Genomic DNA, 23,188 nt, shown 5'->3' with positions numbered 1-23,188 from the left:
CTTTGCCCGTTTCGGCCACCAAAAAGAAGTCTTCCTGTGATAAAGCGCCACCGAAATGCCTAGGATCAGCGTAAGTAAGTGGCCGAAAAAGAAGTTTTGCTTTGCGCGGGACCTTTCTCCGGCTCCCCTTGTTACTGCCTATCTGCCCGCTTTAGGGCTTCTCCGTTGCTGCCCGCATCTGCTAGCCAATCTGCTTGGCAAGTAAACTATTGCAGGTAGTTGTTGGGGTCCGTTTTGCGTACCTTTGCAGACTTATACGCTTCGCTGTTGCATGGCCAAAAAATCATCCGCTAGTACTGTTTCTACCGCCCCCAGTAAAAAACCGGTAGCCGCTGCCGCTGTTGCGGCCCCGTTACCGGACTCGCAGAACGGGCATTCTACTACTCCGGCGGCCGATGTGGAGGCGCCGTTTATTGAAGTTTACGGGGCGCGGGAGCACAACCTGAAGAACGTTTCCATCAAAATTCCGCGCGGCAAGCTGGTGGTCTTCACTGGTATTTCCGGCTCTGGCAAGTCGTCGTTGGCGTTTGATACGATTTACGCCGAAGGCCAGCGCCGCTACATGGAGACCTTTTCGGCCTACGCCCGTTCCTTTATGGGCGGGCTGGAGCGGCCCGACGTGGACAAGATTGAGGGCCTGTCGCCGGTTATCAGCATCGAGCAGAAAACCACCTCGCGCAACCCCCGCTCCACGGTAGGCACCATCACGGAGATTTACGACTTTCTGCGCCTGTTCTACGCCCGCACGGCCGAGGCTTTCAGCTACGCCACGGGTAAAAAGATGATCCGGCAGTCAGACGACCAGATCATCAATTACATCCTCAAGCACTTTGATGGGGGCAAGCTGGTGGTACTGGCGCCGGTGGTAAAAGGCCGCAAAGGCCACTACCGGGAGCTATTCCAGCAGATAGCCAAGCTGGGCTTCACGAAAGTGCGCGTAGATGGCGAGCTGCTCGATATTACGGCCAAGATGCAGGTGGACCGCTACAAAATCCACGACATCGAAATTGTCATCGACCGGCTGACGGTGAAGGAAGAAGACCGGTTCCGCCTCTCGGGCTCGGTGCAGAATGCGCTGACCCACGGCAAAGGCACTATGCTGGTGCTGGACCCCGACTCGAAGAAGACCCAGTTCTTCTCGCGCTTTCTGATGGACCCCACCACCGGTATTGCCTACGACGACCCGGCACCCAACACTTTCTCCTTCAACTCGCCCTACGGCGCCTGTCCCGTGTGCAACGGTTTGGGCGAAGTGCAGGAAATCACCCGCGAGTCGGTGATGCCGGATACCAAGCTGAGCATCAGCCGCGGCGGCATTGCGCCGCTGGGCGAGTACCGCGACATCTGGATTTTCCAGCAACTGGGCCTGATTCTCAAAAAGCACAAAGCCAGCCTGAGCACGCCCATCGATAAGCTGCCTACTGAACTGGTGGACCGGCTGCTGCATGGTATTCCGGAAGACGAGGACGCTGACCCCAAAAAGGCGGGCTATACCGAGCCGTTTGAAGGTATTATTCCCTTCCTGCGCCGGCAGATGGATTCCGAGTCCGACAACATCCGGGAGTGGATTCAGCAGTACACCCAGGCCAAAGAGTGCCCCGAGTGCCACGGTTACCGCTTGAAGAAAGAAAGCCTGCACTTCAAAATTGCTGACCGCCACATTGGTGAGCTGTCGGTGATGGACATCAAGCAGCTGGCTGAGTGGTTTGAAGATCTGGAAAACCGCCTGACGGACCGCCAGAACCTGATTGCGCGCGAGCTGCTGAAGGAAATCCGCAAGCGCATCGGCTTCCTACTGGAAGTGGGCCTGGATTACCTGGATCTGCACCGCTCCGTGCGCACGCTTTCGGGCGGCGAGTCACAGCGTATTCGCCTGGCCACGCAAATTGGTACCCAACTGGTGGGCGTGCTCTACATTATGGACGAACCCAGCATTGGCCTGCACCAGCGCGACAACGAGCGGCTGATCAAGGCCCTGCAGCACCTGCGGGATTTGGGCAACTCCGTCATCGTAGTGGAGCACGATAAGGATATGATTATGCACGCCGACCATGTGCTGGACATTGGCCCCGGTGCGGGCATCCATGGCGGGCACATTGTAGCGGAAGGCACGCCGAAGGAAATCTTCTCCAGCGGCTCGCTCACCTCGCAATACCTCAGCGGCCAGAAGCACATTGAGCTGCGCAAAACCAAGCGCACCGGCGACGGGGGTGAGCTGGTGTTGAAGGGCGCCAAAGGGCACAACCTGAAAAACGTGACGGCGAAATTCCCCCTGGGCAAGTTCATTGCCGTCACGGGGGTGTCCGGCTCCGGCAAGTCTTCGCTCATTCACGATACGCTGTACCCCATCCTCAACCAGTACTTCTTTAACGCCAAGCGCGAGCCGCTGGCGTATAGCAGCATTGAAGGCCTGGACCTGATTGATAAGGTGATTGAGGTAGACCAGTCGCCGATTGGGCGCACGCCGCGCTCCAACCCGGCCACCTACACGGGCGTGTTCACCGAAATCCGCCAGCTGTATTCCTCGCTGCCGGAAGCCAAAATCCGGGGCTACGGGCCGGGGCGCTTCTCCTTCAACGTGAAGGGCGGGCGCTGCGAAACCTGCGAGGGAGCCGGTATGCGTACCATCGAAATGAACTTCCTGCCCGACGTGCACGTGCCCTGCGAAACCTGCAAAGGCCGCCGCTACAACCGCGAGACGCTGGAAGTGCGCTTCAAAGGCAAAAGCATTACCGACGTGCTGGACATGACGGTGGAAAAAGCCGTGGAGTTCTTCGAGTTTCAACCCCGCATCCTGCGCAAAATCAAAACCCTGAATGAGGTGGGCCTCGGCTACCTCACGCTGGGTCAGCAGGCTACCACGCTTTCGGGTGGCGAAGCGCAGCGCGTGAAACTGGCCACGGAGCTCAGCAAAAAGGACACCGGCAAAACGTTCTACATCCTGGACGAGCCTACCACCGGCCTGCACTTCGAGGACATCAACCACCTGGCCGTAGTGCTCCAAAAGCTGGCCGACAAAGGCAACACCGTGCTGATTATTGAGCACAACCTGGACCTGATTAAAGTAGCCGACCACGTTATTGATATCGGGCCCGAGGGTGGCGCGGGTGGCGGCACCATTGTGGCACAGGGTACGCCCGAGCAGGTAGCCAAGAGTAAGAAAGGCTATACCGCCCGCTTCCTGGCGGAAGAGCTGAAAACCAGCAAATACGCAGAAGAAACCGTAGATTAATCAGACCCAAAGGCATAAAAAACCGGCTGAATAGCCGGTTTTTTTATTTTTGATAGGTCAGCTCCCTTACATTTTCATGTTATCGTTCTCCTTAGCCATGGTCGTATGCTGCTGGATAACGGGTAGGGTTTTGCTGGCAAATGCCTTGGCATCGGCATCCTTACCGTTGTTGATTTCGCTCTGGAACAGGGCCACCGTTTTATCGTGGTCTATCACCATCTGGTCCATGTAGGCTTTTTCAAACTCTTTGCCGGAAAGCTTACTCAGTCGGTCCTGAATGCTTTTATGCTCAGCATCCATGTCACCGGGCAGCTTCACGTTCTTCTTTTTGGCTATGGCCATCAGTTCGGTACCGGCTTTGGTGTGGTCGGCCACCATTTTGTTAGCGTAGGTTTTGGCCTCGCCAGTAACGCCTTTTTCCAGCGCCAGCTTGCTCAGGCCTATTTCGTTGTGGCCACCTTCATCCGCTTTCATCATAAATTGCTCATCCGTCAGTACCGGCATATTCGTGCTGGTAGCGGCGGTGCTGGCCGTATCCATTGTATTCATATCCGTAGAGGCGGTGCCCTCGGTTCCGGTCTGGTCGCTGGTGTTAGTGGTCGTGTCGGTAGTAGCCCGGTCGTTACCACAACCGCTCAGTAGCAAGCCTGCGCTGAGCAGGCTAAAGAATAGTTTTTTCATGGAGAGTTAGTGAAATGGATTAAGGATTAAAAGGAAGAAAGTAATGGTAGTAGGATAAGCTGCTGGTTATTTTCTGGCTTTCACAGCAGCCAGCATTTTCTGGGCCTGTTCTAAATGGTGTTGCAGCACCGGTGTGGTTTTTTGGGCAAAGGCTTTAATGTCCGGGTCACTGGCTTTCACGGAGGCCTCAATAAATTTCTTCACGTCCTCCTCATGGTCTTCTACCATTTCGCGCAAGTACTCCCGATCCATAGTAGTACCTGTTTTCTCGGTCACGTCCTTATATACTTCCTGGTGGTCCTCTCCCATAGCGGTGGGAAGCGTAATGTTCTTACGGGCGGCCAGGGCCTTTAGCTCGGTATTGGCTTTGGTGTGGTCCTTCACCATCATATTGGCAAATTGCTTGGCTTCGGTGGTGGTAGCCTTGGCGGCTACTGCTTTGCCCAATTCCACTTCCAGCATGCCGCCGCTGGCGGCTTTGGTCATAAATTCAGAATCAAAATTCCGCTTCTCTTCCATTTTACCGGTAGCTGCGGACTCCGTACTGCTTTCGTTTTTAGCTTTATTAACTTCCTGAGCATTTTCCACGGCATCCTGCCGGGAGTTGCAACCGCTGCCCATCAGTAAGAGCGTGGCGCATAAGGTACTCCATAGCAAAGTTTTCATCGGTAGCGGAATTATAGAGATAGTGGCAGTTGCCTACCGGCGACTGGTAGAATCCATTGCGGCGGCCGCCGAGTCAGCATCAACAGCTACCGTGGGGCCGGCGTCGTTATCAATTACGGTGGCATCAGCCTGTACCCCGCCTTCTTGGGCGGCTTTGTCCATGTCGCTCACGGCTTCGCCGGCAGTGCCATCCGTACGCTTATCGGTATTGCAGCCTGCATTCAGGGTCAGGGCTGCCAAGAGGGGCAGGTAAACAAACAGCGCTTTTTTCATTGATTGTAGGGTGCTTTAGAGGGCAGGAGAGTAAAAATAAAAGAGCGTTATTTTAGGTCCTCGGTCTGGTCTTCGAGGTCTTTCAACTGAGAAAGGTGCTGCTGCACGATGGGCAGGTAATTGGCCGCAAAGCCACGGATGTCGCCATCATAAGCTTCTTCACGCATATCGTCGAAGGCCTCAGCCAGTTGCTTGTAACTATCGGTGAGCTGACTGATGTATTCTCTATCAAAGCTGCCCCCGGTGTAGCTGCCAAACTCGCGGTAGCGCTTCTGCTGGTCATTGCCCAGGCCGGTGGGCAGCACAATGCTTTTCTGCTGCGCCAGATTCTGCAGCGCTTGGTCGAGGGTAGTATGGTCGGTTTGCAGCTTACCGGCCAGGGCCCGTACCGCTGGCAGCGCCGCTTTCTGCTGGGCCAGTTGGCTGAGCTGCACGGTCATCAGGCTGGCTACGGCCGTGTTCACCATAAACTCTGCGTCGCGCTCCTGCTTTTTAGTGACATCTTCACTGCTGATGCGGCGCTCATTTTCGAATTTTGCTTCAGCTACGGGGTCTTTCTGGCTGGCATCGGGTGAGCAGGCTGCTACCAGTACAAGCAGCATAGCAGGCAGGAAAACCCGGCCGAGGGAAGGCAACGAAGGGAGGGAAGGGCGTTGAAACATAGCCCTCTATACGCACCGAAGGGATACGTGTTCTTTCGAAAGAGAAAACGAAAGCCTGAAAAGTGCAAAAAGAAAATTTTTGAGTAGATTAAACCTTTTGAATATTCAGCTTTCTAAGCCGCAAAACAGCTTCTTTCATCGTCAAACCTTTTATAACATGAACGCCTCCATCTTCCGTTCCGTGTGCTTTTCGGCCCTGGCCGCGTCCGGCCTGCTACTTGCTGGTTGTAATAAAGAAAGTGATGAGCTCAGCCCGGACCGTACGGCTTCTGCGGAAGACTACGCTACGGTAGAAGAAGAAAACGTGACAGTAAGTGACCTGACCGCCGCTGCAGAACCCGCCGACTTAACCACTTCCGGCAGCCCGGCCGTCGCCCCCGACGACCTCCGCCTGATCCTCCCGGACTGTGCTACCCGCACCTACGAGGCCGCTATCCGCACGCTCACCCTGGATTTTGGAACTACCAACTGCCTGGACGCCCGCGGTATCGCCCGGCGCGGTAAAATTGTAGTGGTATTTCAGGGCGAGCGGCGGCAGGCAGGCTCCTCGGCCACTATCTCCCTGGTAGACTACTACGTAAACGACCGGCGCCATACCGGCACGCGTATTTTAACCACGCTAGAAAACGGGTCCTATAATTTAAAGGTACAGGATGCCAGTGTAGCCACGGCTACCGGCACGGCCACCTGGAACTCAGAGCGCACCTACACCCGTACGGCGGGCTTTGGCACCCGCACCGTGTTCGATGATGAATATAAAGTAACCGGCTCGGGCTCGGGAGTAAACCGCAAAGGCGTGGCCTACACCGTGCAGATTGAGCAGCCGCTGGCGAAGGTGCTTCGCCGGGGATGCGCCCGGCATTTCGTGGCCGGCACCCTCAATATCACCAACTACAAAAACCGCAGCCTGCTGCTCAACTACGACCCCACCGGCACCCAGGCCTGCGATAATATTGCCTCCGTAACCATTGATGGCAAAACCCGCCTGATTAACCTGCGCTAGGCAGCCGCTTGGCTGACTTCAGAATCCCGGTACCGGTAAGGGAATAAAACCATCTGAGTTGAGCTGATAATACGCTTACAGAAGCGCTGATACGGTATTAATCAAAAGAGCCCGGAGCCATATGGCTCCGGGCTCTTTTGATTAAAGTGCTATTGGTTATTTGCCGGTGAAAGCAGGCTTACGCTTTTCCGCAAACGCCTTTACACCCTCCTGGTAGTCCGCCGACTCGCCGGCAATCTGCTGGCAATGGGCTTCGTAATCCAGCATCTCATCCAGCGTGGCCGCGCCAGCCTTGTTCAGCATTTGCTTAATCAGGCCAATGGCTTTGGTAGGAGCGGCAGCGTAGCGGCCCGCCAGTGCATAGGTAGCTTCGTCCAGGTGCTCAGGAGCTACCACTTGGTTTACCAGGCCCAGGCGCAGGGCTTCTTCGGCCGGCACCTTGCTGCCCAGCGTGCACAGCTCAAATGCTTTGAGCGTGCCCACCAGCCGCGGCAAAAACCACGACGAGCCCGAATCCGGTACCAGGCCAATATTGATAAATACCTCAATCAGGGAAGCCTCAGTAGAAGCTACAATAGCGTCGCAGGCCAGTGCCAGCGAGCAGCCCGCGCCGGCCGCAACGCCGTTGAGGCGGCAGATGATGGGTTTGGGCAGCGTCCGCATGGCCCGGATAATGGGGTTATAACGCTTGTGCAGGGAATCATAAAATGAGCGTTTTTCCCCATTGCTGGCGCCCTTCAGATCTTGCCCCGAGCAGAAGGCCCGGCCAGCACCTGTTAGGACCAGCACCCGCACCCGCACATCACGCGCTATCTGCTTAAGAGCATCCTGCAGCTCATAGCTCTGTGGGTCGTTAAAGGCATTGAATACATCGGGGCGGTTCAGGGTAATGGTGGCTACGCCGTCGGGGCTTACGTTGTAGAGCAGGCAGGTATAAGTAGGCTGGGTGGCTTCCATGAGAAATCAGTTGGGGAGGAATGGGCGGGCAAAGTAACCGGATCAGCGGAAATATTGCGCCGTAAGTTAGACGGTAGGAGGACTGGCAGCCCGCAGAAAAGCTTCCGCTACCAGCAGGTCTTCCGGGGTGGTAATTTTCAGGTTACGATAGTCGCCCTCCACCAGCCGGATGGGGTGCAGGTCTTCCACCACACTGGCATCGTCCGTAAAGGTGGATAACTCCGGCATTTGGTAGGCGCGCTGCAGCAAATTCAACTCAAAGCATTGTGGGGTTTGCACGAGGCGCAGTCGGGAACGGTCTAAGGCATAAGAGCCATCCTTAGACAGCCCGCGCACCGAGTCTTTGGGCACTACGGCAGCCACAGCAGCCCCGTGTGCTTCTGCTGCCAGGTAAGTATTGTTGATGACGGAAAATGACGTGAGCGGCCGCACCCCATCGTGCACGGCTACAATTCCTTCGTTGTTACTACCCGCCACCTCCGCCAGGCCCAACCGAACGGAGGCCCAGCGCGAAGCCCCACCGGCTACCACAGTGTGCGGAATCTGTATGGCATGCTCCGTGCAGAGTTGCTGCCAGGTCGCAAACGCATCGGCGGGAAGTACCAGCACAATGCGCTGCACCTGCAAGGCAGGCTCGGCAAAGCGCCGCAACGTATGCAATAGTACTGGCTCGCCCAGCAGATTCAGAAACTGTTTAGGGCGGTCGGCGCCCATGCGCGTGCCGCTGCCGCCGGCAACGATAATGGCAAAGCGGGGAAGAGGCATAAAAAGCTATAGAAGGCTAAGCCCGGCGTCAGCAGTGCGCCGTGTTACGCCCAAAATTAGCGTATATTCAATAAGGCCGTCTGCCACTGCGCGCGGCCCCCTAACGGCCTGTTTGTGGGGCCTGATATACTTCCACTTCTATCCTGCTACGCTATGACTACTCCAGCCTCCCCCTCCATGTCTTCTCAGCCTATCACGACTCTTTCTCCCAAATCCAAGGTTATTCCTCCGCAGGCTATCCGGGCGCTGGCCATTGGCGCCCGTGCTACCGGAGTAGAGTCCATTGGGGCTCGCAGTGTAGGCGCATTAGCTATTGGGGCTGTGGCCTTTGGTGCCGTTGCTATTGGCGCTTTGGCAATAGGCCGCCTGGCAGTACGCCGCCTGACGGTGCGTGCATCCCGGCTGGGTCACGTGGAAATAGACCAGCTGACCATTAAGCGTCTGCAGGTAGGCAACCTGGTGGTAACCGGGCAGGTGAGTATGCCCTCCAGCCACTGAGCTATTAGCTACCTAAAACAAAAAGCCCGGCTGCGTTGGCAACCGGGCTTTCAGGGGTAATCAGATCAAGAGGCTACAGAATCAGCATGGCGTCGCCGTAGCTGAAGAACTTATATTTCTCTTTGATAGCCGTTTGGTAGGCTTCAATGAGCAGGTCGTAGCCAGCGAAGGCGGCAGCCAGCATCATCAGCGTGCTTTCCGGGGTGTGAAAGTTGGTCAGCAGGCAGTTGGCAATTTTAAAATCGTAGGGAGGGAAGATAAACTTGTCTGTCCAGCCCTCGGTAGCCTTCAGCCGGGCATTAGCCGATACCGACGACTCCATAGCGCGCATAGAGGTGGTGCCCACGGCGCACACCCGCTTTTTGCGGTCCAGCGCCCGGTTTACGATGGTAGCCGTTTCAGAAGGTACCACAAAGTTCTCCGAATCCATTTTGTGCTTGGTCAGATCTTCCACGTCAACGGCGCGGAAAGTGCCCAAACCTACGTGCAGGGTAACCGGGGCTACCTCTACACCTTTAATTTCCAGGCGCTTCATTACCTCACGGGTGAAGTGCAGACCGGCCGAAGGCGCGGCCACAGCACCCGTGTGCTTGGCGTAAATGGTCTGGTAGCGCTCCTTATCCGCTGGCTCTGCCTCGCGGGTGATGGATTCACGTGGAAGAGGCGTTTCGCCTAAGTCGTGCAGCGCTTTGTAAAATTCCTCGTCGGTACCATCGAACAGGAATTTGATGGTCCGGCCGCGCGAAGTCGTGTTGTCAATAACTTCCGCCACCATGTCGGACTCACCGAAGTAGAGCTTGTTACCCACCCGGATTTTGCGGGCCGGATCTACCAGCACGTCCCACAGGTGAATTTCCTTGTTCAGCTCGCGCAGCAGGAAAACCTCAATCTTGGCGCCGGTTTTCTCCTTATTGCCGTAAAGGCGGGCCGGAAACACTTTCGTATCATTCACCACCATCACGTCGCCTTCATCGAAGTACTCAATGATGTCTTTGAACACCCGGTGCTCAATCTTGCCACTATCACGGTGCAAAACCATCAGCCGAGATTCGTCGCGCGTTTTGGCGGGGTGCTGTGCTACCAGATTTTCGGGCAGGTCAAATTTGAACTCGGATAGTTTCATGGGCCAGAAAGGGCAATAGTTGGGGAACCTAACGAAAAATTTGAGGGCACGAAAGTACGCACAATGGCTGGATTAATTGTTACTTTCCGGCCAAAATCTGGTTATTGCCCATATTGGGCCCCGTCCTCAACTTAGCTCCCTATGAAAGCCCTGCGTCTGACACTTGAGAGCTTCCGGTTTGCATGGCAGGCGCTAAAGTCGAATCTGCTACGCACCATTTTGTCCTTGCTAGGTGTCACGGTGGGCATCTTCGCCATCATTGCCGTGTTTGCCGTGGTCGATTCGCTGGAGTCCAACGTGCGCCAGAGTATGAGCTTTGTAGGCGACAAGGTGATTTACGTGGCGAAGTGGCCCTGGGCATTTGGGGGCAACTATCCGTGGTGGAAATACTTTAACCGCCCCGTGCCTACGGTGCGGGAGTACCGCCTGCTGGAGCAAAACCTCAGCGCCAACAACAAAGGCGTAGCCATCTTCGCCGCTACCGGCGGCAACACCCTGAAAGCCGGCAGTAACAGCGTGGCGGACTGCGCCCTGCAGGGCGTAAGCTTTGATTTTCGGGTGGTGTCGGATGTACCCATTACGGAAGGGCGCTATTTCACGGCCCAGGAAATCGAAGCCGCCCGTCCGGTGGCCATTGTTGGCTATGATATTGCAGCCAACCTATTTCCCGGCCGCTCGGCTATAGGCCAGGAATTCAAGGCTAAAGGGCTGCGGTTTATCGTTATTGGGGTGATGCAGAAAGAAGGTAAAAAGCTGCTTGATACGCCCAGTAACGATACTAATTGCCTTATTCCCTTTGGTGCCTTCAGTAAAATGTTTGCGCTGAGCACCGGCGGCATGAGTGGCGTAATGCCCACTATTGCAGTGAAGGGAACAGATACCGATTCTGGCCTGCTGGATCTGGAAGCCGAGCTACAGGGCACAATGCGCAACATTCGCGGGCTCAAGCCCAAGGAAGACGACAACTTCGCCCTGAACCGCCCCGAAATGCTGGCTAACGCTATTACCCAGCTGTTCTCGGTTATCGGCATTGCCGGGGCCGTTATTGGTTCCTTTGCCATTTTGGTGGGCGGCTTTGGTATTGCCAATATCATGTTTGTGTCGGTGAAGGAGCGCACCAATATCATCGGTATTCAGAAGTCACTGGGAGCCAAGAACTACTTTATCCTGTTTCAATTTCTGTTTGAAGCCATTTTTCTTTGCCTGATTGGCGGCGCTGCCGGCATTTTGCTCGTGTGGCTGATTACGATGATACCGCAGGATGCTATGCCCATCTTCCTCTCCGCCAAAAATATTGCGCTGGGCCTTACCGTATCCGTTGTCATCGGGATGCTGGCGGGTATTATTCCGGCCGTGCTGGCTGCCAATATGGACCCCGTGCTGGCCATTCGGGCCAAGTAGCGATACTGGTAACGAAAACTTAACGGGAGTAGGCCAGATAGTGACAAATCGTTAAATTGCGGGTCCGTACTTTGGGTCGCCCTGCTTCGCGCAGGGCGTCTTTTTTTTGCCAACCCCACCCTTTATATTCCCCAACGGCCCGTTTTAAGGCCGTTTTTTACGCCGAGCGAGAATGACGAAACTTAAGAAAACCAGCAAGACCAAACTCTCTGATGAGGCCCTGAATGCCGGCAGCGGACAAACCATCAGCCAGCCCAACATCAACGATAATAAGGTAACCAGCATCAGCGAGCTGCGTGAGCAGTCCCATGGTGTCCGCACTGTGCAGCTGGACGACGAGCAGCGCATCCGCAAAGCCTTCGTCGACAAAGACTGGAACGAAATCAAGATTGCCGACTCCTGGCAGATCTTCAAGGTGATGGCCGAGTTTGTGGAGGGCTTCGAGAAGATGACCAAAATCGGCCCGTGCGTCTCCATCTTCGGCTCGGCGCGCACCAAGCCCGATAACCCTTACTACCAGATGGCCGAGGAAATTGCGGCCAAGCTGGTGCGCCACGGCTACGGCGTTATCACGGGCGGTGGTCCCGGCATTATGGAGGCTGGCAACAAAGGCGCCCGCTCCGAGGGTGGCCGCTCGGTAGGCCTCAACATTGAGCTGCCCTTCGAGCAGTTCCACAACATCTACATCGACCCCGATAAGGTTATCAACTTCGATTACTTCTTCGTACGCAAGGTGATGTTCGTGAAGTACGCCCAGGGCTTCATTGGCATGCCCGGCGGCTTTGGCACCCTGGATGAGCTGTTCGAAGCCATCACCCTCATTCAAACCAAGAAAATTGGCCGCTTCCCCATCGTTCTGGTAGGCTCGGCTTACTGGAATGGTTTGTTTAAGTGGATTGAAGACGTAATGCTGCACGAAGAAAGTAACATCTCCGCCGAAGACATGCACCTGGTGCAGATTGTGGATGATGCCGCTTCGGCCGTAAAAATCATCGACGACTTCTACAGCAAATACCTGCTCTCGCCAAACTTCTAATGGGCCGGGTAGTTCCGCATTACAAAAAGCCGCTTCTTCGGGAGCGGCTTTTTTCGTGTTTACCTTGCTGCTGCATTTTGCCGGGCTGTCGTCCGGGCGGCTGTCTTACTCCTTCTGAACTCTGTGCAAGCCAAAGACTCTAGGCCTTCTTTTACCTATGACTACCTGCTGGCCGGCGGTGGTGCAGCGGGCCTGAGCCTGCTCTATCACATGCTGCAGGAGCCACGGCTGGCCGATAAGCAGATTCTGCTGATGGAGCCCGAGCGCAAAGACCAAAACGACCGAACCTGGTCGTTCTGGGCCGATGCCCCCACACTCTTTGATGACATAGTAGCGCACGAGTGGGCGCAGCTGGCTTTCCGCAGCCCCGGGTTTGAGCAGGTATTTCCCCTGCAACGGCACCGATACAAAATGATCCGGGGGTTAGACTTCTACCGCTTCGTTAAGGCAGCCGTAGCTACAGCCCCGCAGGTAACGTGGATTACCGGTACAGTAGAGCGGCTGGAAGAAGCCGCCAGCGGCGTGGTAGCACACACCAGCGCCGGTACCTTCGCCGCCCGCTACGCCTTCGATAGCCGCCCCCCACAGCTGCAAAAACGGCCCGACAAGCACCGCTACCTCCTACAGCATTTTGTGGGCTGGGAAGTAGAAACCGAACAGGACGCCTTCGATCCGGAAACGGTAGAGTTCATGGACTTCCGCGGGGCGCAGCAACAGGAAGCGCGGTTTATGTACGTGCTACCCTTCACCAAGCGCCGGGCCTTGGTTGAATACACGCTGTTTTCAGCGGAAATGCTGCCTCAAGCGGCTTATGAGGCCGAAATTAAAGCATATCTGCACAAGCTGGGTGTAGAAAAGTATCGGATAGAAGCCGAAGAAGTGGGGGCTATTCCCATGACGGACCATCCCTTGCCCGCTGTACAAAGCCCGCATATCATCAACATAGGTACCCGGGGCGGCCGGGCCAAGCCCAGCACCGGCTACGCCTTCAAGCGGATTCAGGAGCAGTCGGCAAGACTAGTGACGGCCTTGGCGGCTACCGGCCAGCCACCGCAGGACCCCACTGGCGACCAATGGCAGTTCCGGCTATTCGATACGCTGCTGCTGGACGCCATGCAGCGCCGCGGCGAGCAAACCCGCGACATCTTCGCGCAGCTGTTTCAGCGCAACCCGGTGGAGCGGATATTTGATTTCCTGGATGAGCGCACCACGCCTTGGGAGAATCTGCAGGTCATGAATTCCGTCTCGCCGTGGCCGTTTCTTCGCTCCATCTGGCAGGTGCTGCGTGGTAAACCGGGGCAGCGGTGAAAGGGGAATTAGGTCAGATTATCATCTGACTTCTAAGCTTTCTTCGCTTTCCAAAAAGGCCCGCTCAACTTGCACAGCTTCTGCTGATAATGGTTGTAACTGGGGCTGCGGGCGTGACAGATTCAGCAGGTAACCGGGCAAGGCGGCTAGATTATCCAGGTCGTGGGTGATGCAGAGAATGGTTTTTCCTTCCTGCTGCACCCAGCTTTTCAGCAAATCGAACACCCGGCGGCGGTAGTACACGTCCAACTGCTGGGTGGGCTCATCTAGGAGGTAGAGGCCGGCATCCTGCAGGCTGAGTTGCGCCAGCCACACCAGCTGCTGCTCGCCGCCGCTGAGCTGGGTGAAGTCCCGATGGGCGAGGTGGGCGGCGCCTACGCGGGCCAGCGCCTGCTCGGCCAAGGTGTAGTCGGTGGGGGAGTAGCTGCTTAGAAAGCGGTGGTGGCGGTAGCGGCCCATTACCACCAGCTCCTGCACCTCAATGGGAAAGGAAACCGAACTGCGCTGCGGCAAATGCGCCAAAAGGCCTTCGGCGGCCGGCCGGTGAACGGTGCGCAGGTTACGGCCGCCCAGGTGCACAGTGCCCTTGTAGGGGATTTGTCCTGTAAGAGCGCGAAAAAGCGTGGTTTTGCCGCAGCCGTTGTGCCCGATGATAGCCACGAAGGCAGGCTCGGGGACCAACAAAAAAAGGTTGCGGAGCAGCACACGCTGTGCATACCCCGCAACCAGATTTTCCACGCGGAGCGTGGTGGGTTGTTGATTGTTGTTAGGGAAGGGTTGGTTGTTCAACGAAGCAAAGCCAGTCTGCAGGTATCCAGCAACCTTTCACCAGCAGCAATTAATACTCGTCTTCGTTGAACATGAAGTCTTCTTTGGTCGGGTAGTCCGGCCAAACTTCTTCAATGTTCTCGTAAGGCTGACCATCGTCTTCCAGAGCCTGCAGGTTTTCTACAACCTCCATCGGAGCGCCCGAGCGGATAGAATAGTCAATCAATTCGTCCTTGGTGGCGGGCCAGGGGGCATCTTCCAGATACGAAGCCAATTCCAGCGTCCAGTACATAGTCGTGTGTTGCTACAGAAAAAAGGTTGGCAAAAGTAGGTGTTCGGCAGTTAAAACCTAGCTACTGCTCAGGAAATAACCCAATAACAGCGGCAGATTACTTAACGAGCAGAACGTAAAATAGTGTGCAAGGTTGAACTAAGCAACTAAACGCTGCCGCAGAAGTTCAATTAGCTCGCTCTTGGTGCGGATTTTTCTTTCGAACGTGCGGATTTTTCCCTGCAGCATAGTGCGGAAGGCCTCGTTGCCAGGCGAGTCGCTGAGCTTGCCCAGATTCTCTTCCAATACATCCTGTTCCTGCCGGTCGTACTTGATAAAATCGCGCAGGGCCTGCACCCGTACGTTGTATTGCTCCTCGGGGGTGCTGCTGGTATCCAGGCCGTTGGCCTGGCGCTTGCGCACGAAGTGCTCCAGGGCGCTCAACTCAAATACTTTGTCGCAGGCGGCCAGAAACTGCTCCCACACCCGGTCCGACTCTTCGCCGCGCACAGGACCCACCTTTTTCCAGGCGGCCTGCAACTCTTTGGCGCGGGCCACAGCCTCGCCCATAGGGCGCTCCAGCAGGGCTACGGCTTCGTCTACCAAAGCCCGCTTGCGGTTCAGGTTTTCGTCGGCGCTGGAGCCGTTGCCGGTAGTGGTAGTTTCGGGGCGCTTGGTGTTGATATGCTCCTTCAGGCGCTCAAAGAAGTGGTTGTGCGCCGCCCGGAAGCGCGTCCAGAGCTCATTGGCCTGCTTGCGGGGCAGGGAGCCGTCTACTTCTTTCCAGTCCTGCTGCAGTTGCTTGAGCTTGCGGGTGGTTTCCTCAAACTCTGTGGAGTTTTTGAGGGCTTCAGACTTATGAATCAGCTCTTTGTACTTGTCGTAGACGCGGTTAGTCATGGCCTTTTTCTCGGCCTGGAACTGCTTGCGTTTGGCAAAGAAGCCTTCTACGGCATCGTGAAACCGGGCATCCAGCTCCTCAATGAGGTGCTTTTCTACGGGCCCGGTTTTAATCCAGGCCTGGCGCAGCTCCTTAATGGTATCCGCCGCGCCCTGCCAATCTACGGTATCGTGCAGCGCCTCTACTTCCTTGATCAGGTTGATCTTGGTGGAGAGGTTTTTTTCGCGGTTGCGGGCCACCATTACCTTGATGTTCTCCTCCGCGTCGGTGAGGCGGCGGTGCAGGCTGGCAAAGTCGCCCAGCCCGTCGTAGGAGGCCACCTGCTCTTTCAGGTGCAGGGCTTTCATCAGGAAAGAGCCCTTATTTTCAGCCTCCTCCATTTTGTGGAGCAGGTCGTCTACTTTGGTGCGGAAGGCTTCGAAACGTTGGGCGAAGTACGTCAAAGACGCCTCCTCCGATTCTTTCACCTGCCCAACCTGCCGGGCGGGCAGGTCCATGAACGGGTGTAGCCACACCTGGTCGCCCTGGATGTAGCCATAACGGCGGGCTTCGGCCAGCAGGTGGTCAGTTGGTTCCATATGTAGTATAGCGAGAGCGGCAATAGATGGCCGAACGGGGTAGGTTAAACAAATTATTACAAGTGTACGGCTTGCGGCGCAATTTCGGTATACCCTGGCCCGGGAGTATAGCCATGGGAAAGCCGCCTTCTGCTGCCTACCTTTGGCCATAGGAAAACCGGTGCCGCCGCCGGAATTGCTTTAAACCGTTCCTTCCGGCTACGGCTGCTTTACCAACTCGGTTATTCTCAGCTTCTCAACTACCAAAGGCCAGATGGCCCGGCCGGTGTACCTTCGCCGGGGCTTGCCCTGCCAGGGTGCGGTAACCGAGCACCTTACCTAACGTCACGATTTTTTAATTCTTTCTCTGCATGAGCGACCAGACCATCATTTTTTCCATGGCCGGCGTGAGTAAAATCTACCCGCCGCAGAAACAGGTTCTTAAAAATATTTACCTCTCGTTTTTCTACGGGGCCAAAATCGGTGTACTCGGCCTGAACGGCTCGGGTAAGTCGTCGCTGCTGAAAATTATTGCCGGCGTCGACAAGCAGATTCAGGGTGAAGTCGTCTGGTCGCCAGGCTACTCGGTGGGCTACCTGGAGCAGGAGCCCCAGCTCGATGCCAGCAAAACCGTACTGGAAGTAGTGCAGGAAGGTGCCGCCGAAACGGTGGCTTTGCTGAAGGAGTTCGACGAAATCAACGAAGCCTTTGGGGCCGAAGACGCGGACTTTGATAAGCTGCTGGAGCGCCAGGGCGCCGTGCAGGAACGCCTCGACCACCTGGATGCCTGGAACCTGGACAGCAAGCTGGAGCGCGCCATGGACGCCCTGCGCACCCCCGACCCCGAGGCCATCATCGGCAACCTTTCCGGGGGCGAAAAGCGCCGCGTAGCCCTTTGCCGCCTGCTGCTGCAGGAGCCCGACGTACTGCTGCTGGACGAACCCACCAACCACCTGGACGCCGAGTCGGTACTGTGGCTGGAGCAGCACCTGCAGCAATACAAAGGCACTGTTATAGCCGTTACCCACGACCGGTACTTCCTGGACAACGTGGCTGGCTGGATTCTGGAGCTGGACCGCGGCGAGGGTATTCCGTGGAAAGGCAACTACTCTTCCTGGCTGGAGCAGAAGTCTAACCGCTTAGCCCAGGAAGAGAAAACCGAGAGCAAGCGCCAGAAAACGCTGCAGCGCGAGTTGGAATGGGTGCGCATGGCCCCCAAGGCCCGCCAGGCCAAGAGCAAGGCCCGTCTGGCTGGCTACGATAAAATGGTGAACGAAGACTCCCGCGAGAAAGAACAGAAGCTGGAGCTGTTCATCCCGGACGGCCCGCGTCTGGGCTCGCAGGTCATTGAGGCCCACAACATCACCAAAGCCTTCGGCGACAAACTGCTGTTTGAAAACCTGTCGTTCAACCTGCCGCAAGGTGGCATTGTAGGCATCATCGGGCCCAACGGCGCGGGTAAAACCACCTTGTTCCGTCTCATTACGCACCAGATAGAGCCCGATGCCGGCACGTTTGTGGTAGGCCCCACGGTGCAAACGGCCTATGTAGACCAGCAGCACGACACGCTGGACCCTAATAAAACAGTGTTCGAAACCATTTCCGGTGGTACCGAAACTATGATGCTGGCTGGCCGCCCCGTGAATGCCCGGGCTTACGTGAGCAACTTCAACTTCCGTGGTGGCGACCAGGAAAAGAAAGTGGGTATGCTCTCCGGGGGCGAGCGGAACCGCGTGCACCTGGCTACTACCCTCAAGCAAGGCGCCAACCTGCTGCTGCTCGACGAACCCACCAACGACCTGGATGTGAATGCCATCCGGGCTCTGGAAGATGCCCTGGAGAACTTTGCCGGCTGTGCCGTTATCATCAGCCACGACCGGTGGTTCCTCGACCGTCTGGCCACGCACATCCTGGCCTTTGAAGGCGACTCACAGGTGGTATGGTTTGAAGGCAACTTCTCCGACTACGAGGAGGCCAAGCGCAAGCGCCTCGGCGACGTGGAGCCCAAGCGGGTGCGGTACAAGAAGCTGACTTAAGCCAGTATCACACAAGGAAACAACTCTTTGTATCTGCTTAACAGGGCAGAGGAATGATTTCCATTTTTTCGAGCCTTTGGAAAGAGAAGCCACTTCTTTTCCCAAAGGCTCGCTTCTTTTTAGCCTGTTCTAGCGCTTGGTTTGCCTGCTGGAAAAAGGCTATATGTCAATTCACAACGAAACCCGGCAACTGATGGTATAGTGGGGCAGTACTGCCTCTCTTCTAACTCATGCACCCCCACCCCGACCTATTTGCCACCTTAGCCGCGCACGATTCCGTGGTATACTTCTGTTACCGTCCTGCGGATAAGCAGGTGCTGTACGTGAGCGACGCTTATGAGCGGGAACTGGGGGGACATGTGGATAAAGTGAATGAGGAACTGCCTCACTGGCTGAATCTGCTGCATCCCGACGACCGTCCTTATCTCACAGACTGCATTCACCATGCAGCTACCGGCCAGCTGGCGGAGGATGTCAATCTGCGTCTACTTAACCCAGACGGCAGCCTGCGCTGGCTGTGCCTTTCCGCTATCGGCTACGTACCTGATGGGGCTGAGGCCACAAATGGCCTGCTAATCAGTGGGCATGTGCGCGACACCACCAGTTCACGCAACGTGCTGGAGGTAGCCCGCCGCTACCAGAGCAAGAAAAACTCCATGCTCGAAATCCTGTCGCATGATCTGGCCAGTCCGCTTGTACTGGCGCAGCAAATGGCCGACTACATTGCCGAGAAAGTGGAAGGCCTTCAGGATGCTCGCCTTAATGCTATGATTAGCGAAATGCGCATTGCCTGCCAGGAAGGCGTTAGCCTGATCCGCGACTTTGTAGACCAGGAATTCCTTGATTCCAGCAACGTGGATGTACACCTGGAGCGTCTGGATCTGGTAGAGCGTCTCAACATTCTACTTCAAAATTATCAGCACCGGGAGTATGCTGCCGGCCATCATTTTCAATTCCAGGCCTCGCACCCTAGCATCTACGCCGATATAGATGAAAACAAGTTCATGCAGGTGCTGAACAACCTGCTCGGCAATGCCATCAAGTTCACCCCAGATGGTGGTTTCCTGAGCGTAACCATCGCCCAGCAGCCCACCCGGGTGCTGCTAACGGTAGCCGATACTGGTATTGGTATCCCGGTGGAGCTGCAGCCCGAATTATTTGAGCGTTTTACCCGGGCTCGGCGGCCTGGGCTGCGGGGGGAGAAAACTACTGGTCTGGGAATGTCCATCATCAAAACCATTGTGGAACTGCACGACGGACGCATCTGGGTGGAAAGCGCAGAAGGGCAGGGTACTACCTTCTTTATTGAGCTGCCGTTGCCTAAAGCCGGCTAGTGGCAGGCATGCTGTTTCCGGACAGAATTAAAAACGGACTGCAGCAAAAGAGGCACTTATACATGGGCCTGAGCCAGCAAGCTGTGGGCCTTTTTGGCTCCCGCGCGGTGTAGCACCCTGATGTCACCTCCTTTAGCTTCGTTGTAGGAGTGGAAGAAGTGCTCAAATTCATGTAGCATCTCCTCCGGCAGGTCGCTGATTTCATGAATTCCTTTATGTACGCGGGAGGTAGCCGCCACGGCCAGCAGCCGGTCGTTGCGCATAGTAGTGCCATCTTTTTCCCGTTGCTCGATTTCCAGAGCGCCAATCAGCCGGGCCTCCACCACACAGCCCGGAAAGGTAGGCGCATCCAGCAAAAGCAGTACATCCAGCGGGTCACCGTCGGCAGCTTTCGTGGAAGGCACAAACCCAAAATCATACGGAAAGCTGTGACCTTCCGGCAGCACGCCCTTCAGCTTAAAAGCCCCTAAGTCAGGCTCAAAAGCCACTTTGTTACGGCTGCCCTTGGGCGTTTCCACCACCACATGAATGCGGGTGTTTGATTTGGCAACATGTGCAGGGAGTTGGTGCAGGGAAACAGACATATGCAGGATATAGCGTGGCCTGGTTGTACGACTTTTGGCCGGAACAATGTTTTGAGGCCGATGCCAATGCTAGGAAAATAGCCTTTCTCCGGCTTGGCCCGCACTTTGGCTACTGAATGCAGCTTCGAACTTTTTTAGCTTCTGTAAGAATAAGATTTCCTTCGCTAACTGTATTTTTATCCTAGCCGTAGGTATCTTTTTTCCCTCCGTGCTCTTACATGCAGCTAAATTCCCTACTTGATACGCCTGCTATTTCTATTGGGCATGATGCCCAAAATCAGTGGCTGTATGTAGACTGGAAAGGAGAGCACACGCAGGAGTCTTCCCAGGCCGGGTGTATGCTGATGCTGGACAGCCTGCGAGCATTTCCGTGTCATAAAATCCTGAACGATAATTCTAACATTACCCACACCTCGGTGCAACTCACGCTATGGGGCGCCTGGTGGCTGGAAGAAATGCAGCGGGCCGGCCTGCAGTACGTAGCCTGGGTCTATCCGCGAGACTTTGCTGCCCGCCAGGCTACCGAGGCCACTGTGCTAAGAATTATGCAGCCCGTGGTGGGCACATTTGATGATGTAGCCACCGCTTATATGTGGTTGCGGCAGCAAGTGGCCGTTAGTCAGTAACCTGCCACCATAGCTCAGTATTCGGTGGCAGCGCCGTGGCGGTGCTACTTTCCAGCAGTAGCCCTACTACGGCAGGCAGCTCTGGCGTGGCTTCTTCTCCGGCAAAGTGTACTTCTTCTACTGTGCCAAAGAGGGGTAAGGCTGAGGCATTGGGCTCACCCAAATACACTTGCAGCCCGCTGTGCAGGGGCAATTGCAGTAGCTTGGCGCTAGGCTGGTCTGGTAAAGCCAGTAGCCCCAATCCCGGCAGATGAATGCAGCGCGCTATGCGAAATAACTTCTCAAATGCCATAAAAGGTCGGGTCTGCATACGTGGGAATTCCCGTGTACGCAGACCCGCGCTGCAAATGGTGTGGTTGCGGAGCTATTGCAGCCGCAAGTCATCGGTAGCCTGGCATTCCGCTTTAACTCCGTACCAGGAAGCAAGGAGAGATACCAGCTACAGAGTGGGTAACGCTAGTAGCGTTGGCGGCGCATTTTGCGCAGGCGCTTAGCATTTGCACGTTGCCGCTTTTTCTTTTCTGATTTGGAAACCCAGGTACTGTTACTGGCCGCCACACTAGCAGCAGTAGGAGAAGCCGCCGGCACAGTAGCAGCATGGGTTTCACCCGTAAATAGCAGGGCAACTACAACACCTCCCAACAACGACCAAGTAACAGATTTCATAGCGCAGTAGAGTTTTATATGAATAAAAACAGATTTTTTTGACAGGTCAAAGGAATAGCAATTTCTGATAGAATGCAAGAAAATATTTATCATTATATAAAAATTATAATAAAAATAATATCTAAACAGAAAAATCCTAGAGGAGTACCAAGCTCAATCGAGCTTGGTACTCCTCTAGGATTTCCACTATATACTCTTTGATTAGCCTATCTGACGAGTCGACTTCTTTTTAGGCTGTTCATCTGCTTCCTCATCATCAATGGCTTCGGCTACACGCTTGGTGAGCAGCACAGCACCTACTGCCAGCACCGCAATGCCTACAATCAGTTGGGTAGTAGTAAAGCGGTGGCTAGCCTTGCGTAGGAGTGCGCCCCCATGCTGTAATAAGTCTTCTATATGGTCGTGGTTGCCCTGGAATACGTGGTAGGCACTCTCAAAAGTGCGGGCAATGTCTTCGGGCAGAATTTTTTCCAGGTTTTGATCCAGCTCAGTGCTCATGATGTTTGGAAGGAAAAGAGGTAGATAGACGATATGTGGTTAGGTATGCAGCAGTAAGCCGCGAGGCTGTGTACGCAAAACCCTATGTAAAGGCTGTCTGAGAATAAAAAAAGGCCTGTCCGCGGGGAACAGGCCTTTTCAAGGGAATAGGAAGAGAGTTTATTCGTACACTTTCACCACAAAGACATAGTCCTGCAACTTACGCACCTGCTGCGCCCGTGAGGTGCCATACAGTTGGTTGGTGCGGGGCATGTTGTAAGTGGGCCCGGAATTGGCCGCCGACAGCGAATCCACCAAACGCATCAAATAAGACGACTTGGTAGCGAAGGCTGCGCTCTGCACATCCATTTGCTTGCCGCTGATAATGCCAATCAGATTACCCCGGTCATCGAGGACCGGGCCACCGCTGTTGCCCGGGTTCACCGGAATAGAAATCTGGTAAAAACCCGTGTCACCTTCAAAGCCAGAGCGGGCGCTCAAAGAGCCTTCGCCAAACACTACATCCTCGCGGGGGTAGCCCAGCGTGTATACCCGCTCGCCCAGGTCAGCAGCGCCGCGCTTGAAGGCGTAAGGCAAGCGGCCAAAGCTTTTGAATTTTTTGTCGTTGATGCGCAGAATGGCCAGGTCGTGGGCCACATCGGAGAATACGGGCTCGGCGCGGTAGCGCTGCCGGTCGCGGCCTTCAATCAGCAGCGAGTCAGCGCCCTGAATCACGTGGTAGCTGGTCACCATGTAGCCATCAGATGTGAGAGCAAAGCCAGTGCCGCCAAATTTGCCGGGGTTCAGCTCCTCCGGCGACTTCGTGCCATCTATCTGATTAATAGCCCGATTGATGGCGCGCTGGTTGCGCTTAATGCGGTCCATTTCCCGGCGCAGTACCGTGTAGCCGTAGGTAGAAGGCCGTTGGGCTGCCCGCCACCACTCAATACCAAGCAGCGTAGCAAACACGGCCAGCACGGCCACTGAGGCCGCTACGGCAATAGTGGCGCGGTAGCCATTCCAGAAGTCGCGCAGCTTACGCTCTACCGGCGAGATGTACACCTTCGGCATAGAAGGGATACCGGTTTCCCGCACTTCAGACGCAGCTGCCTGCTCCGCATCCAGCTCGGCCTGTATGGTCTGCAGCTTGCGGCGGGTAGCTAAGCGGTGGCCATAGGCGCGCATGGTGCCCGTCAGCGCCTCAAAATCAGCGTAGCGGCGCGCAAAGACTGGGTCAGCAGCCAGGCGGCTTTCCAGTTCAGCGCGGGTAGATGCATCCAGCTCGCCTCGCTGGTAGGCTTCAAATAGCTCGTAATAGTCAGCTTCCGTCTTCATAGCAGTGCGGCGGGTAGGTGAGGCCCGC

General features: G+C 55.6%; 24 protein-coding genes. 9 read left to right on the top strand and 15 right to left on the bottom strand.

The features are described from left to right. Nucleotides 1-271: 271 nt before the first annotated feature. Nucleotides 272-3,232 carry an excinuclease ABC subunit UvrA gene (gene uvrA / locus Q4G72_RS00660; protein ID WP_303309510.1) on the top strand — a complete coding sequence of 987 codons (2,961 nt, stop codon included), beginning with the start codon at nucleotides 272-274 and terminating at the stop codon, nucleotides 3,230-3,232. Between the two features lie 66 nt (nucleotides 3,233-3,298). On the opposite strand, the gene Q4G72_RS00655 is transcribed toward uvrA, so the two are convergent. From Q4G72_RS00655 to Q4G72_RS00640, 4 genes are all read right to left on the bottom strand, one after another. Further along, complete coding sequence (locus tag Q4G72_RS00655) at nucleotides 3,299-3,913, bottom strand: DUF4142 domain-containing protein (RefSeq protein WP_303309509.1); 615 nt, start codon at nucleotides 3,911-3,913, stop codon at nucleotides 3,299-3,301. A gap of 66 nt (nucleotides 3,914-3,979) precedes the next feature. After that, on the bottom strand, nucleotides 3,980-4,579 hold the full coding sequence (locus Q4G72_RS00650) for a DUF4142 domain-containing protein (RefSeq protein ID WP_303309508.1): 600 nt from the start codon (nucleotides 4,577-4,579) through the stop codon (nucleotides 3,980-3,982). A gap of 33 nt (nucleotides 4,580-4,612) precedes the next feature. Further along, on the bottom strand, nucleotides 4,613-4,852 hold the full coding sequence (locus Q4G72_RS00645; protein WP_303309507.1) for a hypothetical protein: 240 nt from the start codon (nucleotides 4,850-4,852) through the stop codon (nucleotides 4,613-4,615). A 47-nt stretch (nucleotides 4,853-4,899) separates the two neighbouring features. Beyond that, nucleotides 4,900-5,454 (bottom strand): DUF4142 domain-containing protein, encoded by a 555-nt coding sequence (locus Q4G72_RS00640; protein WP_303309506.1) that lies wholly within the window; start codon nucleotides 5,452-5,454, stop codon nucleotides 4,900-4,902. Between the two features lie 217 nt (nucleotides 5,455-5,671). On the opposite strand from Q4G72_RS00640, the gene Q4G72_RS00635 reads away from it, so the two are divergent. Next, nucleotides 5,672-6,517: a hypothetical protein gene (locus tag Q4G72_RS00635; RefSeq protein ID WP_303309505.1), complete on the top strand. Its 846-nt coding sequence runs from the start codon at nucleotides 5,672-5,674 to the stop codon at nucleotides 6,515-6,517. Between the two features lie 156 nt (nucleotides 6,518-6,673). Here Q4G72_RS00635 and Q4G72_RS00630 read toward each other — a convergent pair whose 3' ends face one another. Together Q4G72_RS00630 and Q4G72_RS00625 are read right to left on the bottom strand one after the other, a co-directional pair. Continuing rightward, nucleotides 6,674-7,474, bottom strand: a complete 801-nt coding sequence (locus tag Q4G72_RS00630) for an enoyl-CoA hydratase-related protein (protein WP_303309504.1) — start codon at nucleotides 7,472-7,474, stop codon at nucleotides 6,674-6,676. Nucleotides 7,475-7,540: 66 nt separating this feature from the next. Next, nucleotides 7,541-8,239, bottom strand: coding sequence for a 2-C-methyl-D-erythritol 4-phosphate cytidylyltransferase (locus Q4G72_RS00625; RefSeq protein WP_303309503.1), 699 nt, complete (start codon nucleotides 8,237-8,239; stop codon nucleotides 7,541-7,543). A 153-nt stretch (nucleotides 8,240-8,392) separates the two neighbouring features. On the opposite strand from Q4G72_RS00625, the gene Q4G72_RS00620 reads away from it, so the two are divergent. Beyond that, on the top strand, nucleotides 8,393-8,737 hold the full coding sequence (locus tag Q4G72_RS00620) for a hypothetical protein (RefSeq protein ID WP_303309502.1): 345 nt from the start codon (nucleotides 8,393-8,395) through the stop codon (nucleotides 8,735-8,737). 73 nt (nucleotides 8,738-8,810) lie between these two features. Here Q4G72_RS00620 and queA read toward each other — a convergent pair whose 3' ends face one another. Further along, nucleotides 8,811-9,860, bottom strand: coding sequence for a tRNA preQ1(34) S-adenosylmethionine ribosyltransferase-isomerase QueA (gene queA, locus Q4G72_RS00615; RefSeq protein ID WP_303309501.1), 1,050 nt, complete (start codon nucleotides 9,858-9,860; stop codon nucleotides 8,811-8,813). Between the two features lie 141 nt (nucleotides 9,861-10,001). On the opposite strand from queA, the gene Q4G72_RS00610 reads away from it, so the two are divergent. The 3 genes from Q4G72_RS00610 to Q4G72_RS00600 all read left to right on the top strand — a co-directional run bounded on the left by Q4G72_RS00610 (nucleotide 10,002) and on the right by Q4G72_RS00600 (nucleotide 13,605). Further along, the gene (locus tag Q4G72_RS00610) at nucleotides 10,002-11,261 is read left to right on the top strand and encodes an ABC transporter permease (protein WP_303309500.1); all 1,260 of its coding nucleotides are present in this window, start codon (nucleotides 10,002-10,004) and stop codon (nucleotides 11,259-11,261) included. 172 nt (nucleotides 11,262-11,433) lie between these two features. Beyond that, entirely contained in the window at nucleotides 11,434-12,297 is an 864-nt protein-coding gene (locus Q4G72_RS00605) for an LOG family protein (RefSeq protein ID WP_303309499.1), read from the top strand. Nucleotides 12,298-12,420: 123 nt separating this feature from the next. After that, a complete protein-coding gene (locus tag Q4G72_RS00600; RefSeq protein ID WP_303309498.1) occupies nucleotides 12,421-13,605 on the top strand; it encodes a lycopene cyclase family protein in 1,185 nt (394 codons plus the stop codon). A 21-nt stretch (nucleotides 13,606-13,626) separates the two neighbouring features. On the opposite strand, the gene Q4G72_RS00595 is transcribed toward Q4G72_RS00600, so the two are convergent. From Q4G72_RS00595 to Q4G72_RS00585, 3 genes are all read right to left on the bottom strand, one after another. Next, complete coding sequence (locus Q4G72_RS00595) at nucleotides 13,627-14,394, bottom strand: ABC transporter ATP-binding protein (protein WP_303309497.1); 768 nt, start codon at nucleotides 14,392-14,394, stop codon at nucleotides 13,627-13,629. Between the two features lie 49 nt (nucleotides 14,395-14,443). Then, nucleotides 14,444-14,665: a DUF2795 domain-containing protein gene (locus Q4G72_RS00590; protein ID WP_019948259.1), complete on the bottom strand. Its 222-nt coding sequence runs from the start codon at nucleotides 14,663-14,665 to the stop codon at nucleotides 14,444-14,446. A 138-nt stretch (nucleotides 14,666-14,803) separates the two neighbouring features. Continuing rightward, nucleotides 14,804-16,123, bottom strand: a complete 1,320-nt coding sequence (locus Q4G72_RS00585; RefSeq protein WP_303309496.1) for a DUF349 domain-containing protein — start codon at nucleotides 16,121-16,123, stop codon at nucleotides 14,804-14,806. 350 nt (nucleotides 16,124-16,473) lie between these two features. Between Q4G72_RS00585 and ettA the strand changes: the two genes are divergently transcribed. Next, the gene (ettA, locus tag Q4G72_RS00580) at nucleotides 16,474-18,138 is read left to right on the top strand and encodes an energy-dependent translational throttle protein EttA (protein ID WP_303309495.1); all 1,665 of its coding nucleotides are present in this window, start codon (nucleotides 16,474-16,476) and stop codon (nucleotides 18,136-18,138) included. A gap of 230 nt (nucleotides 18,139-18,368) precedes the next feature. Continuing rightward, nucleotides 18,369-19,472, top strand: a complete 1,104-nt coding sequence (locus Q4G72_RS00575) for a PAS domain-containing sensor histidine kinase (RefSeq protein ID WP_303309494.1) — start codon at nucleotides 18,369-18,371, stop codon at nucleotides 19,470-19,472. 56 nt (nucleotides 19,473-19,528) lie between these two features. On the opposite strand, the gene Q4G72_RS00570 is transcribed toward Q4G72_RS00575, so the two are convergent. Continuing rightward, nucleotides 19,529-20,056 carry an inorganic diphosphatase gene (locus tag Q4G72_RS00570; protein ID WP_303309493.1) on the bottom strand — a complete coding sequence of 176 codons (528 nt, stop codon included), beginning with the start codon at nucleotides 20,054-20,056 and terminating at the stop codon, nucleotides 19,529-19,531. Between the two features lie 218 nt (nucleotides 20,057-20,274). Between Q4G72_RS00570 and Q4G72_RS00565 the strand changes: the two genes are divergently transcribed. Further along, a complete protein-coding gene (locus Q4G72_RS00565; protein ID WP_303309492.1) occupies nucleotides 20,275-20,682 on the top strand; it encodes a hypothetical protein in 408 nt (135 codons plus the stop codon). Here the strand turns inward: Q4G72_RS00565 and Q4G72_RS00560 are convergent. The 4 genes from Q4G72_RS00560 to Q4G72_RS00545 all read right to left on the bottom strand — a co-directional run bounded on the left by Q4G72_RS00560 (nucleotide 20,672) and on the right by Q4G72_RS00545 (nucleotide 23,160). After that, nucleotides 20,672-20,992 (bottom strand): hypothetical protein, encoded by a 321-nt coding sequence (locus tag Q4G72_RS00560; RefSeq protein WP_303309491.1) that lies wholly within the window; start codon nucleotides 20,990-20,992, stop codon nucleotides 20,672-20,674. The genes Q4G72_RS00565 and Q4G72_RS00560 overlap by 11 nt on opposite strands. 146 nt (nucleotides 20,993-21,138) lie before the next feature. Next, complete coding sequence (locus tag Q4G72_RS00555; RefSeq protein WP_303309490.1) at nucleotides 21,139-21,348, bottom strand: hypothetical protein; 210 nt, start codon at nucleotides 21,346-21,348, stop codon at nucleotides 21,139-21,141. A 201-nt stretch (nucleotides 21,349-21,549) separates the two neighbouring features. Beyond that, nucleotides 21,550-21,846 (bottom strand): hypothetical protein, encoded by a 297-nt coding sequence (locus Q4G72_RS00550; protein WP_303309489.1) that lies wholly within the window; start codon nucleotides 21,844-21,846, stop codon nucleotides 21,550-21,552. Nucleotides 21,847-22,005: 159 nt separating this feature from the next. Further along, on the bottom strand, nucleotides 22,006-23,160 hold the full coding sequence (locus Q4G72_RS00545; protein WP_303309488.1) for a trypsin-like peptidase domain-containing protein: 1,155 nt from the start codon (nucleotides 23,158-23,160) through the stop codon (nucleotides 22,006-22,008). Nucleotides 23,161-23,188: the final 28 nt, after the last annotated feature.

This window comes from Hymenobacter sp. BT730, assembly GCF_030542105.1.
Classification (GTDB): Bacteria; Bacteroidota; Bacteroidia; order Cytophagales; family Hymenobacteraceae; genus Hymenobacter.
The sequence above is the reverse complement of the archived record's forward strand: the minus strand, read 5'-3'. Positions and strand labels throughout refer to the sequence as shown.

What these genes read in the sequence shown, in the direction of transcription:
- uvrA (WP_303309510.1), top strand. Translation starts at nt 272, where the DNA reads ATGGCCAAAAAATCATCCGCTAGTACTGTTTCTACCGCCCCCAGTAAA.
- Q4G72_RS00655 (WP_303309509.1), bottom strand. Translation starts at nt 3,913, where the DNA reads ATGAAAAAACTATTCTTTAGCCTGCTCAGCGCAGGCTTGCTACTGAGC.
- Q4G72_RS00650 (WP_303309508.1), bottom strand. Translation starts at nt 4,579, where the DNA reads ATGAAAACTTTGCTATGGAGTACCTTATGCGCCACGCTCTTACTGATG.
- Q4G72_RS00645 (WP_303309507.1), bottom strand. Translation starts at nt 4,852, where the DNA reads ATGAAAAAAGCGCTGTTTGTTTACCTGCCCCTCTTGGCAGCCCTGACC.
- Q4G72_RS00640 (WP_303309506.1), bottom strand. Translation starts at nt 5,454, where the DNA reads ATGCTGCTTGTACTGGTAGCAGCCTGCTCACCCGATGCCAGCCAGAAA.
- Q4G72_RS00635 (WP_303309505.1), top strand. Translation starts at nt 5,672, where the DNA reads ATGAACGCCTCCATCTTCCGTTCCGTGTGCTTTTCGGCCCTGGCCGCG.
- Q4G72_RS00630 (WP_303309504.1), bottom strand. Translation starts at nt 7,474, where the DNA reads ATGGAAGCCACCCAGCCTACTTATACCTGCCTGCTCTACAACGTAAGC.
- Q4G72_RS00625 (WP_303309503.1), bottom strand. Translation starts at nt 8,239, where the DNA reads ATGCCTCTTCCCCGCTTTGCCATTATCGTTGCCGGCGGCAGCGGCACG.
- Q4G72_RS00620 (WP_303309502.1), top strand. Translation starts at nt 8,393, where the DNA reads ATGACTACTCCAGCCTCCCCCTCCATGTCTTCTCAGCCTATCACGACT.
- queA (WP_303309501.1), bottom strand. Translation starts at nt 9,860, where the DNA reads ATGAAACTATCCGAGTTCAAATTTGACCTGCCCGAAAATCTGGTAGCA.
- Q4G72_RS00610 (WP_303309500.1), top strand. Translation starts at nt 10,002, where the DNA reads ATGAAAGCCCTGCGTCTGACACTTGAGAGCTTCCGGTTTGCATGGCAG.
- Q4G72_RS00605 (WP_303309499.1), top strand. Translation starts at nt 11,434, where the DNA reads ATGACGAAACTTAAGAAAACCAGCAAGACCAAACTCTCTGATGAGGCC.
- Q4G72_RS00590 (WP_019948259.1), bottom strand. Translation starts at nt 14,665, where the DNA reads ATGTACTGGACGCTGGAATTGGCTTCGTATCTGGAAGATGCCCCCTGG.
- Q4G72_RS00585 (WP_303309496.1), bottom strand. Translation starts at nt 16,123, where the DNA reads ATGGAACCAACTGACCACCTGCTGGCCGAAGCCCGCCGTTATGGCTAC.
- ettA (WP_303309495.1), top strand. Translation starts at nt 16,474, where the DNA reads ATGAGCGACCAGACCATCATTTTTTCCATGGCCGGCGTGAGTAAAATC.
- Q4G72_RS00575 (WP_303309494.1), top strand. Translation starts at nt 18,369, where the DNA reads ATGCACCCCCACCCCGACCTATTTGCCACCTTAGCCGCGCACGATTCC.
- Q4G72_RS00570 (WP_303309493.1), bottom strand. Translation starts at nt 20,056, where the DNA reads ATGTCTGTTTCCCTGCACCAACTCCCTGCACATGTTGCCAAATCAAAC.
- Q4G72_RS00565 (WP_303309492.1), top strand. Translation starts at nt 20,275, where the DNA reads ATGCAGCTAAATTCCCTACTTGATACGCCTGCTATTTCTATTGGGCAT.
- Q4G72_RS00560 (WP_303309491.1), bottom strand. Translation starts at nt 20,992, where the DNA reads ATGCAGACCCGACCTTTTATGGCATTTGAGAAGTTATTTCGCATAGCG.
- Q4G72_RS00555 (WP_303309490.1), bottom strand. Translation starts at nt 21,348, where the DNA reads ATGAAATCTGTTACTTGGTCGTTGTTGGGAGGTGTTGTAGTTGCCCTG.
- Q4G72_RS00550 (WP_303309489.1), bottom strand. Translation starts at nt 21,846, where the DNA reads ATGAGCACTGAGCTGGATCAAAACCTGGAAAAAATTCTGCCCGAAGAC.
- Q4G72_RS00545 (WP_303309488.1), bottom strand. Translation starts at nt 23,160, where the DNA reads ATGAAGACGGAAGCTGACTATTACGAGCTATTTGAAGCCTACCAGCGA.